The organism is Nostoc sp. ChiVER01 (assembly GCF_034531155.1).
In the GTDB taxonomy this organism is placed as follows: domain Bacteria; phylum Cyanobacteriota; class Cyanobacteriia; order Cyanobacteriales; family Nostocaceae; genus Nostoc.
This window is the reverse complement of sequence record NZ_JAVRBS010000003.1, coordinates 274,893-292,309: the sequence shown is the minus strand read 5'-3', so window position 1 is coordinate 292,309 and position 17,417 is coordinate 274,893. Positions and strand designations below refer to the sequence as shown.

General features: G+C 41.8%; 14 protein-coding genes. 6 read left to right on the top strand and 8 right to left on the bottom strand.

What is annotated here, in order from left to right:
• Positions 1–4: 4 nt before the first annotated feature.
• Together RMY00_RS05840 and RMY00_RS05835 are read right to left on the bottom strand one after the other, a co-directional pair.
• The gene (locus tag RMY00_RS05840) at positions 5–1,384 is read right to left on the bottom strand and encodes an AAA-like domain-containing protein (protein ID WP_322646647.1); all 1,380 of its coding nucleotides are present in this window, start codon (positions 1,382–1,384) and stop codon (positions 5–7) included.
• Between the two features lie 379 nt (positions 1,385–1,763).
• Positions 1,764–2,426 carry a class I SAM-dependent methyltransferase gene (locus tag RMY00_RS05835; protein WP_322646646.1) on the bottom strand — a complete coding sequence of 221 codons (663 nt, stop codon included), beginning with the start codon at positions 2,424–2,426 and terminating at the stop codon, positions 1,764–1,766.
• Positions 2,427–2,572: 146 nt separating this feature from the next.
• Between RMY00_RS05835 and RMY00_RS05830 the strand changes: the two genes are divergently transcribed.
• On the top strand, positions 2,573–3,007 hold the full coding sequence (locus RMY00_RS05830; RefSeq protein WP_322646645.1) for a CoA-binding protein: 435 nt from the start codon (positions 2,573–2,575) through the stop codon (positions 3,005–3,007).
• 238 nt (positions 3,008–3,245) lie between these two features.
• Complete coding sequence (locus tag RMY00_RS05825; protein ID WP_322646800.1) at positions 3,246–4,184, top strand: phosphoribulokinase; 939 nt, start codon at positions 3,246–3,248, stop codon at positions 4,182–4,184.
• A 223-nt stretch (positions 4,185–4,407) separates the two neighbouring features.
• Here the strand turns inward: RMY00_RS05825 and RMY00_RS05820 are convergent, their stop codons facing one another.
• Positions 4,408–4,941 (bottom strand): GNAT family N-acetyltransferase, encoded by a 534-nt coding sequence (locus RMY00_RS05820; protein WP_322646644.1) that lies wholly within the window; start codon positions 4,939–4,941, stop codon positions 4,408–4,410.
• 271 nt (positions 4,942–5,212) lie between these two features.
• Here RMY00_RS05820 and radC point away from each other — a divergent pair, with 271 nt between their 5' ends.
• On the top strand, positions 5,213–5,944 hold the full coding sequence (gene radC, locus RMY00_RS05815) for a RadC family protein (protein ID WP_322646643.1): 732 nt from the start codon (positions 5,213–5,215) through the stop codon (positions 5,942–5,944).
• A 114-nt stretch (positions 5,945–6,058) separates the two neighbouring features.
• Here the strand turns inward: radC and RMY00_RS05810 are convergent, their stop codons facing one another.
• Positions 6,059–7,606 (bottom strand): sodium:proton antiporter, encoded by a 1,548-nt coding sequence (locus RMY00_RS05810; RefSeq protein ID WP_322646642.1) that lies wholly within the window; start codon positions 7,604–7,606, stop codon positions 6,059–6,061.
• A gap of 130 nt (positions 7,607–7,736) precedes the next feature.
• On the opposite strand from RMY00_RS05810, the gene RMY00_RS05805 reads away from it, so the two are divergent.
• Positions 7,737–8,738, top strand: coding sequence for a DUF389 domain-containing protein (locus RMY00_RS05805; RefSeq protein ID WP_322646641.1), 1,002 nt, complete (start codon positions 7,737–7,739; stop codon positions 8,736–8,738).
• Positions 8,739–8,825: 87 nt separating this feature from the next.
• Here the strand turns inward: RMY00_RS05805 and RMY00_RS05800 are convergent, their stop codons facing one another.
• The 4 genes from RMY00_RS05800 to infC all read right to left on the bottom strand — a co-directional run bounded on the left by RMY00_RS05800 (position 8,826) and on the right by infC (position 13,427).
• On the bottom strand, positions 8,826–9,017 hold the full coding sequence (locus RMY00_RS05800; RefSeq protein WP_322646640.1) for a hypothetical protein: 192 nt from the start codon (positions 9,015–9,017) through the stop codon (positions 8,826–8,828).
• Between the two features lie 67 nt (positions 9,018–9,084).
• Entirely contained in the window at positions 9,085–9,459 is a 375-nt protein-coding gene (locus RMY00_RS05795; protein WP_322646639.1) for a hypothetical protein, read from the bottom strand.
• A 149-nt stretch (positions 9,460–9,608) separates the two neighbouring features.
• The gene (locus RMY00_RS05790; RefSeq protein WP_322646638.1) at positions 9,609–12,614 is read right to left on the bottom strand and encodes an MFS transporter; all 3,006 of its coding nucleotides are present in this window, start codon (positions 12,612–12,614) and stop codon (positions 9,609–9,611) included.
• 279 nt (positions 12,615–12,893) lie between these two features.
• Positions 12,894–13,427, bottom strand: a complete 534-nt coding sequence (gene infC, locus RMY00_RS05785) for a translation initiation factor IF-3 (protein WP_100898496.1) — start codon at positions 13,425–13,427, stop codon at positions 12,894–12,896.
• A gap of 515 nt (positions 13,428–13,942) precedes the next feature.
• On the opposite strand from infC, the gene RMY00_RS05780 reads away from it, so the two are divergent.
• Both RMY00_RS05780 and RMY00_RS05775 read left to right on the top strand, forming a co-directional pair.
• Positions 13,943–14,950: a zinc-dependent alcohol dehydrogenase family protein gene (locus RMY00_RS05780; RefSeq protein WP_322646637.1), complete on the top strand. Its 1,008-nt coding sequence runs from the start codon at positions 13,943–13,945 to the stop codon at positions 14,948–14,950.
• Positions 14,951–14,959: 9 nt separating this feature from the next.
• Complete coding sequence (locus tag RMY00_RS05775; protein WP_322646636.1) at positions 14,960–17,206, top strand: pentapeptide repeat-containing protein; 2,247 nt, start codon at positions 14,960–14,962, stop codon at positions 17,204–17,206.
• Positions 17,207–17,417: the final 211 nt, after the last annotated feature.

The following is a 17,417-nucleotide window of genomic DNA, read 5'->3' as shown; positions in this document are numbered from 1 at the left end:
ACTATTATGATCCTGAACGTCCTAGTTGTTGGCTAAAATAAAAGCGATATAACTCACACATTATATGAGCTTGATTGCCGTTTAATTGAACCAAGCCCATACTTTCTAGCTTGTAAGCAGCGATCGCGTCTAGCTCCACTTTTTCGTCTGTGGCAATTACCTTTTTCATAGCTAACATTAATTCTGGTTCTTTTTGGAGTAAGCTCAACAGTTCTCGTAAATGCTGACTGTAAATTCCCACTTGTGTAGATGCGCTTTCTAGTAACACCTCTAATGTTATTTCTTCATGATATAAATGATAAAGCGCCAGGCTCACCAAATAAGGATGTCCTCCTACCATTGCTTGTAAAGGTACAAGGCGTTTTGCCCCTTCAGAGTCTGCTGCCCAATGTAGCCCGTAAGCTAATGCTAATTTCTGTATCTGATTGAGGGTAAACGGCGGCAATGTAATTGTGATCCCAACATTAAAAGGCGATTGGTTTAGCTTGAGTGGAATATAAATCTCTGTGGTATGAACTACTACCATTCGTAGTTTTTGCCAGATTTGATCCTGCTTTGCTTGTTCGTGCCAAAATCGCAGCATTGGCAGAAAGTCTTGGGCAATATTGGGATGTTCAAAAACTCGATGGACTTCATGCAAAGCCAAAACTACAGGACTTTGCTCAATGTATTGCAGCAGATATGCTTCAAAATAGATTTTGCAGCTTACCTTGCTGCCCATTTCCGTATCCCAAAAATCATCTAGACAGGGAAGGAGATTTAATTGTCTGCTGACATTGACACAAAACCAACGCAAAAATTTATCCAGAGAAGCAAAAATATCTTCGTCAGCTTCTTGAAAGTCCAAATAGGCAATTTGATAACCTTGCTCTTTAGCATAAGCAATCATTCGGTTCAGCAGAGAACTTTTTCCCGTTTTTCTAGGTGCTTTAATTCGGATTAAGCAACCAGGGTGTAAAATCTCGTTATAAACAAGTTCTTCTAAGGGAGGGCGGTTGATGTAAAGAGGAGAACCCAGTGGTACAGGGCCGCTTGGAAATTCGATCTTGCTTGCTGAAGACAAGTCTGGAGAAACCATTTCTAAGCTAGATTCTTCGCCCAATTTTTCTTGACTCTGATTCTCTCGATCAGTTATCTTCTCTTGGAGATATTTCTGCAAGGCTAAATGCAGATTTTTTTTCGTTATTTTCTTTCCAAGTGCAACGGAAAGGTCTTGCCACAACTCAGAGCCAACTTCTTTGATGTAATTGTTGCGGTAGCCTGATACCTCTGCCATTTCCTCGTAAGTTTTGCCCAACCACGATTGAGATAGCACAAAACATTGAATTGATGCAAGAGGCTTGTCTTGCAAAATTCTTTCTACTGCTTGCAGAATATCTTCCACGAATATTACTATTAAAGGTTAAACAGTTAGTAGAGACATTTATTCAATTTTAGTATATTAATAATATACAACCGATTAACAATTCAAAATTCAAAATTCAAAATTTAAAGATACTTCAATAGTTCAGAATTCAGGAGCCAGAATCCAGAATGGATTAGCGATTTTAAACGCGCGTGATATTAAATTCTTTTTTTTGTGACTCTTAGCCCTGACTTGACTACTGGGGTATTCTAAATTCAAACATTCTGAATCAATACGCTTGGCTTTGTGGAAAATTGTAGGTTGGGTTGCGCTTTGCTTAACCCAACCTACACATTTCAAGGTTTTTGGCGCTAACCTAAGCATATTGAATTCTGAATTCTCTCTTCAGCAGGACTTCTCATTTCTTCAGTGCCAGAGTCAAACCATCTGCGATCGCTACTAAACTCAGACTAACTCGCTGGTCAAGATGCAGCTTTTGATTAAAGGCACGAATCTTTTTAGTTCTATTATCTTGCACTTGGGGGTCGGCAACCTTACCTGACCAGAGGACATTATCGATCACAATCAGTCCCCCGGGACGCACTAATTGTAGTGATCGCTCATAATAACCATCATAGTTGCTCTTATCTGCATCGATAAAAGCAAAATCAAAGGTTTCCGCTTCTTTGGTTGCTAGTAGCCGATCCAAAGTCTCCAAAGCTGGGGCAATGTGCAGTTGAATTTTATCCGCCACTCCCGCTTGCTGCCAATAGCGCCGAGCGATCGTTGTAAATTCATCACTCACATCACAGGCTACCACTTTACCGTCTCTCGGTAACGCCAATGCTACCACCAAAGAACTATAACCTGTAAATACCCCAATATCCAAAGTTTTTTTAGCTCCCAATAACTGCACCAATAATGCCAAAAATTGCCCCTGTTCGGGAGCAATCTGCATTCTCCCTATTGGATACTGGGCTGTTTCCTGTCTCAGTTGGGTTAAGATTTCCGCTTCTCGCAAAGAGACTGATAGTAAATAGTCATAAAGGTTTTGTTCGAGTCCTAGTGTTTGAGTTGTCATAAAATTGGGGATTATGAACTTGTGAATGAGTCTTTGATACTCGCCAAGGATTTTTTAGAAGTCAAAATTATCTTTAAATACAACTCAGTATAATGATCAAAGCGATGTCTACGACGGGCTGCGCCTACGCTCAGGATATTTAGATCATGCCAAACCTCAAAGAAGATGATAACCTCTTGCTTAAGGTGTTAACGCAAGCCAAAACTATCGCTGTTGTGGGTTACTCTGATAAACGCCATCGTACCAGCTATCAAATCGCCCAATTTTTGCGGCAAGTTGGCTACAAAGTCTATGCCGTCAACCCTTTAATTAAAGAAATTGACGGTCAATCCAGTTATGCTGCACTTCAGGAATTACCAGAACCTGTGGATATTGTTAATGTGTTTCGGCGTTCTGAGTACTTGCCAGCAATTGTAGATAAAGCAATTTCGATCAACGTTAAAACTGTGTGGGCGCAATTGGGTATCTGGGATCAATCATCAGCACAAAAAGCAACAGAAGCAGGACTCAACGTAGTGATGGATACCTGTATCAAAATTGAGTATCTACGGCTGAGAGTGGATTCCGCAAGAAAAGTCTAAAATTACAATCTACTTTTACATCGCTCATTATGCGTACAGATAACTCTAAAAGGAAGGTAGATTGTCATTATTGCGCCAACAGCGTAGTTTACTCCCGTAGGCATCGCACACACATTCTATATATGTAGAGATATTGCATACCAAGCCTTTGTTTGAGTTACTTGCCTAAACCCTTCTAGAATAAAAACTATTGTAGGGAAATTTTATTACTAAACTTGCTTGTATTCTGGGAGGTATGATGAGCCGTCCAATAATTCTTGGTATTGTAGGCGACAGCGCTGCTGGGAAAACAACACTAACGCGAGGAATCGCTCAGGTACTCGGCCCAGAAAATGTGACGCTGATATGCACAGATGACTATCACCGTTACGATCGCCAACAGCGTGCAGAGATTGGCATCACTGCCCTCCACCCAGACTGCAACCATTTAGATATTATGCAGCAACACCTGTCGCTGCTACGCACAGGACAGCCAATTCTTAAACCAGTTTATAGCCATAAAACTGGCACATTCGAGCCACCGCAGTATATTAAGCCGAATAAATTCGTGATTATTGAGGGATTACTCGGTTATTCTACGCGTGGTGCCCGCGATTGTTACGACGTGAAAGTTTACCTAGCACCGCCTGAAGAACTACGCTCTAAGTGGAAAGTTAAGCGAGACACACAAAAGCGCGGCTACACACCAGAACAGGTACTAGCAGAATTAGAAAAACGCGAACCAGACTCAGCAGAGTTTATCCGTCCGCAGCGACAATGGTCTGATATAGTAATCAGTTTCTACCCACCCACCGGGGAAGATGATGAAACCAATGGACACCTGAATGTGCGTTTGGTACTACGTCCAACAATTCCCCATCCAGATTTTACTCAGATTGTCAACTCTGGCTATGGTAATTCTGACTCAGCAATCCGCCTGGGACTAGACAGAGATATGAGTAAGCCGGTGGATGTTTTAGAAGTTGATGGTCATGCAACCTTAGACCAGGTGAATAAGCTAGAGCATATCATTTGTTCTGATATGCCCCATTTACGAAGTATTTGCGATCGCGAAAGTAATCCCGAACTGGGAAAAATTGCTGGTACAACTGGAGAAACACTCCAAAGTTATCCTCTCGCTTTGACTCAGTTGATCATTACCTACCACATGCTCAAAGCAACGCAAATTTATCAGTGAGCAGTGAAAATGAAGGGATTTACAGGGTTTGCGATTGCATGTAGTGTTTTGTTGGGCTGCTGAATTATGCAATGCCTACGGCGGTAAACTACGCCCTTTGCTGACGCTATTCAAACTTCAGAAGATGTTTGGAAAGTCCAAGAAGGTATAATTTGCCATTCTGAGTGAAGCCTCTCATAGAGAAGCACAATGAAGAATCTAGACTATAGGTTTTAGGCTGCTGTCACTCGCCTTTAAGCAAACCGTAGGCAAGTGTATTGAATATACCGTTTTGAGTTTTCGTATGTTGCCTTAAGCACCCTTCTAGCTTAAATCTGTTTTTCTCTAAAACCTTTACTGAAGCGGTATTGAAATCAATAACATGAGCAGTTAGGCGAATCACTTCAAGATTATCAAACGCGTACTTAACAAAAACACGGAGCGCATCAGTAGCTAATCCTTGCCCACGATATGCTTTAGCTAGCCAATAGCCAATCTCTGCTCTATGTGCTTGTCCAACTTTTAAGTCATCTACACCAACTGAGCCAATTAAATAACCTTCAGGGTTGCGAAGTGCAAAGGATATTTCTCTTCCATTTTCTCTCAAAAACTCAAGCCTATGCTGTATCCACCAATCTGCGGCAGCTTCTGTATAAGGATAGGGAATGACAGGAATTGTATAAGAAATACTTCTATCGTTGAAATGTTCTAAGTAAGCAGTTTTATCTGTGGGGTAAATGCTAGTTAAATGAAATCCGTCACGGATATTGAGTTTCATATCGGAGATTTATGACAGATTATTGAATTATATTAGGTAAACTAACATTTATCTAATCTCAATTACCACACATATAACAGCATAGTTGATAAAGCCACCTAACTCTAGGTGTAACAGCTTGCTATTGATGACCATTATTTTTGTGAAGGCAAGATGTGCTGAAAGGAAAAAATTGCTAAAGATTAAAGATTTTTTCAAATTAAGATAATTTCTAGAGCAAACAAGGGATAACTAAAGATAGTTTGATGTGTGGTAATGATTATCTTAGTTTATGACCTATTGCCTCAGAATTGCCGACCTACCTACAAATGAGCGTCCGCGTGAGCGATTAATGACACATGGTGCAAAAATTTTAGCCACAGCAGAGTTAATCGCAATTCTTCTAGGCACCGGTCAGGGGCCAGGAAAACTATCAGCCGTGGGTTTGGGACAATATATTTTGAGCGAATTAGGCAAACACCAACGCGATCCTTTGGTAGTTTTGCGAGAAGTTAGCCCTGCTGAGTTGATGCAAATTTCTGGTGTTGGCCCAGCGAAAGCGACAAGTATCTTAGCAGCAATTGAATTGGGTAAACGCGCCTTTCAATCTCGCCCCAATGATGGCACATTAATTGATAGCCCACTTGCTGCTGCTGCTACCCTCAGTCAAGATTTGATGTGGCAAATACAAGAACGTTTTGCAGTGGTGCTTTTAGATGTTAAAAATCGCTTATTAGGTACACAAATAATTACCATTGGCACAGCAACCGAAACCCTAGCTTCTCCTCGCGATATTTTTCGGGAAGTTATTCGTCAAGGAGCAACGCGGGTAATAGTTGCCCACAACCATCCTTCTGGAAACCTTGAACCCAGCCAGGAAGATATAGAATTGACGCGTCAGTTATTAGTAGGGGCGCAGCTTTTGGGCATTCCGGTACTAGATCATCTAATTTTAGGTAATGGCGCTCATCAGAGTTTACGAGAACTGACAACTTTATGGGATGAGCATCCGCAGGGGGATTAAAGCAATTCGCAATTCAAACTTGTAAAAATTGCAACCCGCAGACCCCCAACAACTTTTACAAAGTCGGGGATCTTGTTGATCGCGAATTATTTAGGATTGCTATGTTACGACTAACTACAAAACATCCTCAAGCATAGATGCTAATTCTTTATTTAACCGACCTGATTTGACAAATTCTGCATAAGTGTCGGCTTCAATTGCCAACAATTCTCCTCGGAACTGTTCTGTTGTAAAGCTCTGAAGATTGGGATATTCACCCTGTAATTTGTCAATTTTTAGCCGTAAATCTGCAAGTTCGCCTTTGATTAGTGTCTCTTGATAAGGACGAAACTCTGGGTCAATACCGGGGCGTTGGTCTGCCTGGAGGTGTTCTAGAACGCGTTCTAAGGCAACATGACGGGCAACAAATTCTAAATATTGCTCACGTAAGGGTGCATCACTTAGCAAATTAAGTTTTTCCAGTAAAGGTTTGATGCTCAATCCCTGAACAAGCAGAGTAAATAATACTACTCCAAATACCGTTGCAATGATTTTTTCTTGCTCTGGCAGTGTCGTCGATACACTCAATGCCAGGGCAATGGAGACGGAACCGCGTAACCCACCCCACCATAGGATAGTTTGTTCTGGTAAAGAAATTTCCGATTTGGTGATGCTAGTACTTAATTTACTGAGAATGTAAATACCAACTGCTCGCATCAAAATCATTGCTGCCACTGTTACCATTATGATTTGCAGGTTTTCGCCTAAACTAGCAAAGCGTATTTGGTCGCCAATCAGCAGAAAAACAATTGAGTTAACAAAGAATGCGAGAAATTCCCAAAATTCGGAAACAATAATCCGGGTGCGGGGATTCATGCCGATACGAGAGCCAAAGTTGCCTAAAATCAAACCTGTGGTGACAACTCCAATTACCCCAGAACCGCCCAAGTCTTCAATAATCAGGTAAGTCCCATAAGCGGAAACTAGAGTTAAAGATTGTTCCACCAACGGCAAATCAAAGCGCTGGGTAAGGTAGGAAATACCAAATCCGATAAAAGCTCCCACTGCTAAACCGATGCCAACAACTGTAAATAACTGCAATAAAATTGGCTGGAATTCCAATTCTACAGTTCCCAAAGATAACGTCACCAAAAAACCAAAGGCAACTACAGCCATGCCATCATTGAACAAGCTTTCGCCTTCCATTAAGGTGACAAGACGACTATCTACGCCCAGTTCACGAAACAAAGCGGTGACAGAAACAGGGTCAGTGGCAGATAAGCTGGCTGCAATGAGTAAAGCTGTAGTTAGAGAAATACCAACGAGTTGATTAAGAGCGATCGCTACCCCTGCGATCGCAATTACTACCCCGAACACTGCATACAAGCAAATTGGCACTAAATCCCGCTTCAGTTCTGCCCATTTCAAATTCCAGGCGGCTTCAAATAGCAGTGGTGGTAAAAAAATGAACAAAATTAATTCGGGGGAAAGGGTTACTAAACGGACATCGACAAACGCCAAACCTAACCCGACAATCACTAGTAGCAAGGTGTAAGGTATATTGCGAAACCAGCTAAATATCTGCGGTAGTGTCGCCACACCCAGAGACACCGAAAGCACCAACAGAAACTGCTTGAGATTGTTTGTAATGACTTCCTCGGCGATCGCTGATTCAAGTACCATAAAAATATTTTTGGTATAATTTTGCACTTATTATCATTTGACTATTTTCAGATGACACCAGTTCAATGTAAGACTTTAATTAACAGAGAATAAAGATTTTACAGTTAACCAAGCATTCAGGAGGAAGGTCTTGGGTAATAACATTCGAGACCGCTTTCAAAATTTCCGCCGCCGGGGTTCGCAGCCGGAACAACTCCAACAGCTACAAACAGACTTGCTGGCAGAATCAACCTTAGACTCAGCTTACATAATTTTGATTGTTAGCTCCTGTGCGATCGCAACTTTGGGTTTATTATCCAACAGTGCGGCCGTGATTATTGGCGCGATGATCATTGCCCCTCTAATGTTGCCGATTCGCGGTTTAGCTTTTGGTGCTTTGCAAGCAGATATTATTTTGTTTCGCAAGGGTGTAATTGCTGTAGCATTGGGCACGCTGTTAGCGGTAGCGATCGCCTTTACTCTGGGTTTGCTGGTGGGGTTGCCCAGCTATGGTAGTGAAGTGCTAGCTCGTTCCAGACCAACATTGTTAGATTTAGGAATTGCGGTAGCGGCTGGTGGTATCAGTGGTTATGCGAAAGTTGAGACGAAAATATCTACTAGTTTAGCGGGAACTGCGATCGCTGTTGCCCTTATGCCCCCCATCTGTGTGATTGGCTTAGGCTTGGCACAAGGAAATTGGTCACTCAGTTTAGGAGCAACCCTACTTTATCTTACCAACTTGCTAGGTATTGCGCTCTCCTGTATGGTGACATTCTTAGTAGCGGGTTACACTTCAATGGCGCGGGCCCGTCAACCTCTAATTTGGACTATGACTTTGACAGCTATCCTGTTAATTCCCTTGGGAGTCAGCTTTGCTCGACTTGTACGGCAATCGCAACTAGAAACTAGCTTACGACGAGCCTTATTAAATCGAACTGTCACCTTTGGGCGATTGCAGTTACTTAACAGTAATACCAATTGGTTGACAAATCCTCCAGAAGTTCGTTTGAGTGTCCGAGCAAGAGAGCCTGTTACACCTCGGCAAGTAGAGTTATTAGAAGAATTTATCAAGCAAGAGATGGGGCAACCATTCACTCTCATTTTCGAAGTTGGTCAAGTGGAGGAAATTAGAAGTTCTGAACCCACACCGTGAAGTTGACTTTTGACTTTTGACTTCTTCGTAGGGACTGACGATTTATTAATTTTTTGAGCATTTGTTCCCATCTGAGAACTACGGCGCTCAGTGGCGAGTAGTTTTCGCAGGCTCCTTTGGTTGTGTGTGGGTTGGCTTTTGTTTGGTTCCGGGCGTAATTACATATGCTACTGCACCAACCCCAATCATTCCACCGCCTATGATATACATAATATTTCTGGTGAAGTATTGGGAACCGATATATCCAAAAGTGATTGCCGCCACTGTTGTGACGATCATTTGAGGTAGTTTCATATTTAAAATGCTGTTGTTTGCTTAATGAATAAAAGAGTCTTTAACAGTTAGTCTATTCATTGATTTGTTGCTGAGGCTTTTCAGCTAACGAGGCACTAGCAACAAAGCTGGAAAACCCAACAAGCATCCAGCCCAAACAGATATGTTTTCGTGTCTGCCACTCATGCTCTTTACTGAGGGAAATTGATTTTGTGTTCGCCTCAATAATCTCTAAGCCCCAACACGAAAGCGTGCCTATCCCAAATAAACAAGTACTGACAACAGAGGCAACCGCGATTGTGTTTAGAATCCGACCAGTAAAACTTGGATTCATCACAACAGGCTTTTGCTGACGGCGATTACGGAGCAGGACTAATTCGCCTGTGCCTAGACGCTTTATATGCTCTTGTTGAATCAGACGATAAGCAAGTTGTTGATTATTAGTCATTTCTTGTCACCAGCATTTAGTTTTAATAGCATCCATATCAGTGAACACATGATAAACTTCCGTGACAGGTTGTACTACATTCCACAGGGAGGAATCAAATTTTCTTTGGTAAGAAGTTAGAGGTAATTGCACTAATAAGGCTATAAATTTTAATTTTTAAACTGGTATTTTTCGAGTAACTCTTTGACTTGAGCAGCTACCAAAGGATGTGGATCTTTTTCTAACTGGGGGAGGATTTGTCGGAGAACACGATGTGAAACCATATTTAAATATGCGATCGCAGCTTCTCTAACAAAGCCGGTTGGATGACGCAAACTCACTAAAATTTCAGAACTTGTCAATGGCGTGCGAGTTACTTGAGCAAAATGAAAACAGCAAGCTAGACACCAGTCAGAAAGGAAGTTACCCAACGTCAGCAATCTGTGGAGGCGATCGCTAACTATCATATTTTCATATTCTATGATTTTAGCTTCTACCAGATGTTGCAATTTTTCTGGCAGTGGTCGGTTATCTAAAATATTCAGCAACAGAGATTTTGAAGACAAAGTTATGGTATGCTCTAGGATTTCTAACCCTCGCGCTAAGTTTACCACTGAGAGCGATCGCAAATTAAATGCTGCTGCCTGCATCTTTTCTGGCGAGTAAAGCAGTTTCAATAGCAGTAAAAGCCGCTCTTTGACATCCAATTCCAATTCTAAAAGGGCGCGTTGCAATAACTCAGAGACAATTACAATCCTCTCACTAGATTGCTGATTTCCTTTTTCGTCTAGTGTTTTCAAGTCTATATATGCAGCGTAAATCTCACCTAAAAACTTCAATTCCTGCTCAATTAAATTTTCTACCCGACTTTCATAAAATCGGTCTACTAAACCTTTAATTCCTGGTTGTTTGTGTATTTTTAGTAAGCTGCGAAGAATATGATCCCTAGTTGTACCCCAAGATGTTTCCAATTTTTCCCATAGAATCTCCAATGCTTCTTGAGTACCAATTTGAGCAATGGTACGCCAAGCGTACATTCGCACTACTTCTGGTTTGTAAATATTGGTAGCTACCCGCAACAGCATCTCTATAACTTCATTCTCTAGCCGGACTAAAGCTGACATTGCTGTAGTGCGGGTTGATTTGTAATTAAGTGCTGCTATTAATGCACAATAATACTCTTCTAAATGGGTTGCTGCAATCATTTCCAATACGGCACAGCGCACCCGTAACGACTCATCTTGTAATAAATTCGGAATGTGAATCCGCAACGCTTGTAAATAAACTGCTTCTCTAAGCGCCCTGACTCCATTTACCCGTTCCCGTTCTTTCTTATGAGTCAACATCCGGCGCATAGTTTGGGTAGCTGCTACCTTCTGCATAGGCGTTCCCTGACGTAAAACCAAAGCGGCGGCGGTGGCGCGGATGAGCGAGTTATGCCGGGGGTTCAGGTATTCTTCTAGGATGCTTAAATTGGGATTTGGTTCAGCTAGCCAAACGTAGCGCAGCGCTAGGGCGAAAACTTCGGAGTTACTTTCTTGGGGTTGTTCTAGCAAAGGACGGATAGCAGATAAATAAGCGGGATTTGCACCTGCTGTCAACATAACTTCCAAACTTTGGCATTGCAAATCTGGGGTTAACTTAACTAACAGAGGTGCTAAAACTTCCGCACATCCTTGGGGATCAATTTGGGCTAAAAGTTCAATACAAGAGCGTTTATCTGCTTCGCTGCCTTTTTCTCCCAAGGCTTTGACTACACCTTGCTTGAAAAATCGTAAGCCTACATTGGTTGCACTTAACTGGCCCCGTGCCACACTCAAGACTAACAGTTCAACATAGCGCGATCGCAATTCCCAAACTACTTTTAAACAGGTGCCAGCTATCAGCATTGTTTCTGCTACTAACACCCACTTTTGCAACGGTACGGGTATAAACTGCCCACAAAACAATATAGTTGCAAAAATTAGCACTCCTGTCAAACCTGTAGCGATCGCTTCGGCAGTTCCACCAGATAAAGTCTGCATCCGGCTGCGAATTGCCTCTGGAATTGGTTGGTACAGGATGGGGCCGCTACTCATGACAAAGGTGTAGCGTAGGAGTTCATCAAAGAATTTGACAATTACCAAACCCCAAAAAAAGCTTTGTGATTGGATAGCGGGAATTAAATAAAATAATACCAGCACTCCTGGTAGTGAAAAGCCTACGGTAATAGGTAAAAGCGTCGCTGTGAAAAATACCCCCATCCGTTCGATAATTCGGCTGGAAATAAACCACTGCAACAACAACTCACACAGTCCTAACGTCCCACCAAAAAGACCTAAGAAGCTGGCAAGTTCTCGGTCGCCCAAATTAGATTGGAGTTCACGTAGATATTGAAAATCTATTAATAACCCAATGACTTGCAATAGACCGACAAAAGCAAACAGCTGCCAAACATATCGCTTCAAAGGACTTTTAATAAAACGCTGTCGTGAAGCTTGTTCTTCAGTAACTAGTTTTTGTGGCGTTTCAGGAAAAGCTGCTCGATATTGATGAGTTAAATATAATAAAATCCCCGACCCTAATAAAATTACTATACAAGCGATGAAGATGATCTTATTCAGCGTGGTGTATTGCAATAGCCAAGGCAAACTAAAGCCACTGATCACATCTGCGACTAAAAGCCCACTACTCACCAATGGGTAAGTCCGTTTAATCTCCCGAATATTAAATATTTGGTTGGCAACGATGGAAGTATTAAGGTCATTGACTACATAAAGGGCATCTACCCACAGCCGCAGCATAAATGCCGAAATAACTGCCAGGTATGAAACATGCGCTCCCCAACGTAATACAACTAATAATAGTAATGGCATTAACATGCAAGGGGCGATCGCTACAATCACCCGGCGCAAAGGAAAAATCTTTTGCAGCCAAGAGTATAAAAAAACTAGTGCTGCACTCATAACGGCACTGGCAATATACATCCACGGCAGTAAATGAGTCCCATATTCATCCAAAAACAGCGCCACAGTACTGTCTTCTGCCCACCGCAATCCTACACATACAGTTGTGTAAAAAAAGAACATGAGTTGAGTTCGTTCGCTCTCCTCTGGCCGGAGATTCACCCACTGTAGTAGTCTTAGTCGTGGTAAAGCAACTTTATTTGGAGCCAACCAGTAATTTTTCAGTTCCATGCAGTTTTATTTTCTGGTAGTATCACCGCGTAATGGGGAGCGGGGGCAGGGGCAGGGGGGAGTAGGGGAAGAAAATACTCCCTCATCGGCTGGAAATAGCAAAATTCTTAAGCAACTGAGTATTATGTTTCCCACTCAGGCTTCAGGATTATCAATTTCAGATAAATTTATACAACCCCATAGCTTTAGGCGCATGTTGCATGGAAACGAAACATCAAAAAATCCCCTGACTTTAAGCCAGGGGATTTTCAAACTTGGTCTATTAATACAGTTAGAGGATTATTTTTTAGGCGAGATGAGCATCATCATGTTTCGCCCTTCTTTTTTAGGCGCTTGTTGCAGCTCCCCAAATGGCTCCAAATCAGTTGCCATTCGCTTGAGCAAATCTTCTGCTAGGTCGCTGTGTTGAATTTCTCGACCCCGGAACATGACAGTAGCTTTGACTTTATCGCCATCTTTCAAAAAGCGCTCTGCTTGCTTAACACGCACGTTGTAGTCGTGTTCTTCTATTTTGTAGCGCATCTTAACTTCTTTGACATCAGCCGTGTGCTGCTTTTTCCGGGCTTCCCGCGCCTTTTTCTCCTGCTCAAACTTATATTTCCCGTAGTCCATAATCCGACAAACTGGCGGGTCAGCTTTGTCACTAATTAGCACCAAATCTAACTCTTTCTCTTCTGCTAGTTGTAGTGCTTCTTGTGGGAGCATAATTCCCAGTTGGGCACCATCAGTATCAATTACCCGAATTTTCGGGTAGCGGATTCGTTCGTTAATTTGGGGCAGATCGCGAGTTCTTTTCTTCTCAATCACAGGCATTATGATTTGTGGGAGCTCTTAATGAAGGATTTGGTGTGGTCTTGATTGGTATGCCTCAGAGGCAAAATACAAAAATAACTCAGGACTGAAAACATAGTCTACAGTTCTAGAGTAACTAATCCATAAAAGAGTTGCGTCCTTGTATTTGTCATTCTACTAACTCTGAGATACTTTCTCTCCAATAGTTAATCTAAATTACACAACCTAGACTCATGTTAAATATTATTACAATGATTTAGCAATACTTTTTGCGATGGCGTAACCGTCTACCGTAGGCGATCGCATTGAGCAACAACATTATATCTCCATAATACTAAGCTCACAGATGCAGGACATCTAGCACAATTAATGTAACATATTACCTTACACAGAGTAAGCCTAGTGGTTTGTCTCATTAATTTTGATGAGTTCGTAGTACGTACAAAGCGTATTTAAGAATCAGATATAACTTTGTGTCTACCCTCTTGCGCTAAAGTTACATAAAAACATGCATTTAAAGCCAGGAGGAAAGAGTTGTGAAAGCAGTCTTGATGACAGCAGCTGGCAGTCCCGAAGTTCTGCAACTACAGGAAGTGCCAAACCCTAGTGTTCCTGTAGGTAATAGTGAACTCTTAGTGCGTTTGGTGGCGGCTGGTATTAACCCCATTGACACTAAACTTCGTAGCCGAGGCACTTTCTACCCCGATCGCACACCGACAATTTTAGGATGTGATGGTGCTGGTATAGTCGAAGCAGTGGGTGCAAGTGTTCAGCGTTTTCGCCCAGGTGATGAAGTATATTTTTGCTATGGTGGATTGGGCGCACACCAAGGTAATTATGCTGAATATACCGTTGTGGATGAGCGGTTTGTAGCACGTAAACCCACGTCTATTTCCTTTGCCGAAGCAGCAGCAGCGCCTTTAGTGTTAATCACCGCTTGGGAAGCTTTATACGAACGAGGACGATTGGAACCCGGCGAAAAAGTTTTGATTCATGCAGGTGCTGGTGGTGTCGGGCATGTAGCAATTCAATTAGCGAAACTTAAAGGTGCTACTGTTTCCACTACAGTCGGTTCTGAAGAAAAAGCTAATTTCGTCAAACAATTAGGTGCTGATCATGTAATTTTTTACAAACAAATAGACTTTGTACAAGCAGCATTAGATTGGACTAACGGCGAAGGCGTAGACTTGGCTTTTGATACCGTAGGCGGCGAAACCTTTCACAAAACCTTCCCCGCAGTGCGAGTATATGGTGATATTGTGACGATTCTCGAACCAGATGCCAACACTGTTTGGAAAACTGCTAGACAACGCAATCTCCGCATTGGTTTAGAATTAATGCTCACACCAGCGTTACTAGGATTAGAAGAAAGCCTCCAGCACCAGGCAGAAATTCTCGAACAATGTGCCACCTGGATCGATGAAAGCAAATTAAAAATTTATGTTAGTCACAAATTTCCTTTAAAAGAAGCCGCTAAAGCCCACCAACTAATCGAAAGCGGTTCTGTGACAGGTAAAATTGTTCTACTGATTAGCGACGATTGATCGAACAATTTGCATAATTTATTTTTTAAACATAGATACACCCAGAGGTTAAACGCAAAGATACCCAGAAACCTCACTCTGCGTCCCTCTGCGCTTCCCTTCTCTGCGAGACGCTTTGCGATTGCGTTCCTTTGCGTTTTACTTCTTCTCCTCCTCCCCTTACCTACTTCAGCAGCACAAACGCAACCAGAACGCACACCCTTAACTCTAGAATTATTACAAGAACGTCTACGCACACCTACACTCCGCGAAGGTAATTTGACCGTAGATTTGCAGAAAATGGTGATTGATTTGCGCCCAGAAAATGCTAGCTTTCGTGATGCCTTTTATCAACTCATGCGAAAAGGACTAAATGCAAAACCTCTGGGTTTAGACCTCAGCTATACCCTAATTTTAGGGGATTTTGTAGGCAGCGATTTAGGTTTAAGAACCCCCTTATACGCCCAAGCGATCGCTTCAATTTTCAGCGTCCCCGAACAAAAAGAACTAGAACGTTTGCGCTTCGTTTGTCTAGAGTCACTCACGAACTCCAAAGATTGTCGATCGCTGTTAGGAACACAATCAACTCCATCCAGTGAAATCGCCGTTTTTCGTGGTGTATTAACACTAATGCAAACTCGCTTCAATGGCGAAATGAAGTTTTCTAATACATTTTTTCTTCAGTCTGTGGATGCCCAAGGTGCAACTTTTCTCCAATCCACTAATTGGAATGAAACCAGATTTGCTCGTCCCGTCAACTTTAACGGTGCTAAATTCAACCAACCAAGCAATTTTCAAGGCAGTATTTTTTTTGAAAAAGCTAATTTTAAACAAACTCAATTTCAAGACATTGCTGATTTTCAAGGCAGTATTTTTGAAAAAACTGCCAACTTCAACCAAGCAACTTTTAAACAGTTAGCTAAATTCAATAGTGGGCAGTGGCGAGATAATGCTGATTTTTCTAATGTCCGTTTTGCAAATCAAGCCCAGTTTAATAAAGCAAATTTTAATCAGTTCCTCGTTTTAACAGAAGCAACTTTTGAGCAAGCTGTCACATTTCGAGAAGTGGAGTTTAATCAATCGTTAAATTTGCAAGGTGCAAGCATTCTTAACCAAGCAGATTTTAGCGATGCAAGGTTTTCTACAGAAGCTTGTTTAAGCGTACCTGGTTTAACTTTTAACTCTAACCAAGCAAAAATTTTAGGTAATCCGGGTCAGATTGGTAAGATGTTCTGTATCCCTACATTGCAAGGTAATCAAAACATCTTGCGGAATTTGGGGCAAAATTTTCGTCAGCAACAACAAGTTGCCGATGCTAATGAACTGGAATATACAAAACAACAACTCCGATTAGTAGAAATGAGTCGCCGTTTGACAGCTACAAATATTAATAGTGCATCCGTCGCAAGTTTGATTAATCTGGGTTTTTCTGCAACTCAAGCCGAAGCGATCGCCCAACGTCGTCTGATAAAATCATTTCGCAATAGCAGTGAGTTACTGACTTTAGCAGATATCGATTTAGAAAAATACACACAACTGAGTAAGCGCTTAATTGTTGGTGAACCCCTTTCTATCGTTGGGTGGTTACTGCAAGCTTGGAGTTGGTTGGGGTTGAGTGTACTGCTGTTGTTGAGTGGCTACGGTACGAACTTTTGGTTAGTCTTTGGTGTGGGAGGAGTTGCGATCGCTTATTTCGGCTTACTATTTTGGCTAGTGGATCGTTATCGTCGGCTGCATCCTGTACCAATTATTCCCACATTTTACGAAACCATTTCGATATTTGTGAGTTTTAGCGTTTTGGAATTATTGAGCTTACTAGCCATCTTTCGTAATGCTCAACAACCTTGGCTGACATTGGGGTGTCTTTTAATAATTATTGTCCCCGTCCCAATGGCTTTATTGATCCGACTTTACCAACAAGGTCGTTATCACGATTTAATGGATGTTTCTTACTTCACAGAAGACGGCACATTTCGCCAGTTACGATTGTTGATTGGACGTTTACCAGTCATACCAAGGAATCAGACATTTCGGGAACGATATATGCCTCTGTTGTGCGATCGCCGTTGGAACTGGCTCAACTACTATGATTTTAGTCTCAACAACCTAGTTAAATTAGGATTTAACGACATTCGACTGCGAGACGAACACCTACCTGGTATCGTCTCTGCACTTGCTTGGTATCAATGGAGTTTGGGTGTAATCTACATCACGCTAGTTTTGTGGACACTTTCCCGCACAATTCCGGGATTGAATTTGCTGATTTATCTGAAGTAATTCTTTAAAGCTTTTTTTGCTGTACTTCGTAGTAGTGTTAGGTAAGTAGGCATGATAAAACTAAGGTATGTTGAGTTTTATAAAAACCTTGAAACTATTTACTTATAGTCTCTTTCCTAACCTTATACTTTGTTGCCTTGCTTTATTTTTTATCACCGACTTACTTAATATAGGAATCGTATTTGATTTTTGAAATTATCTCCGTGGGCGG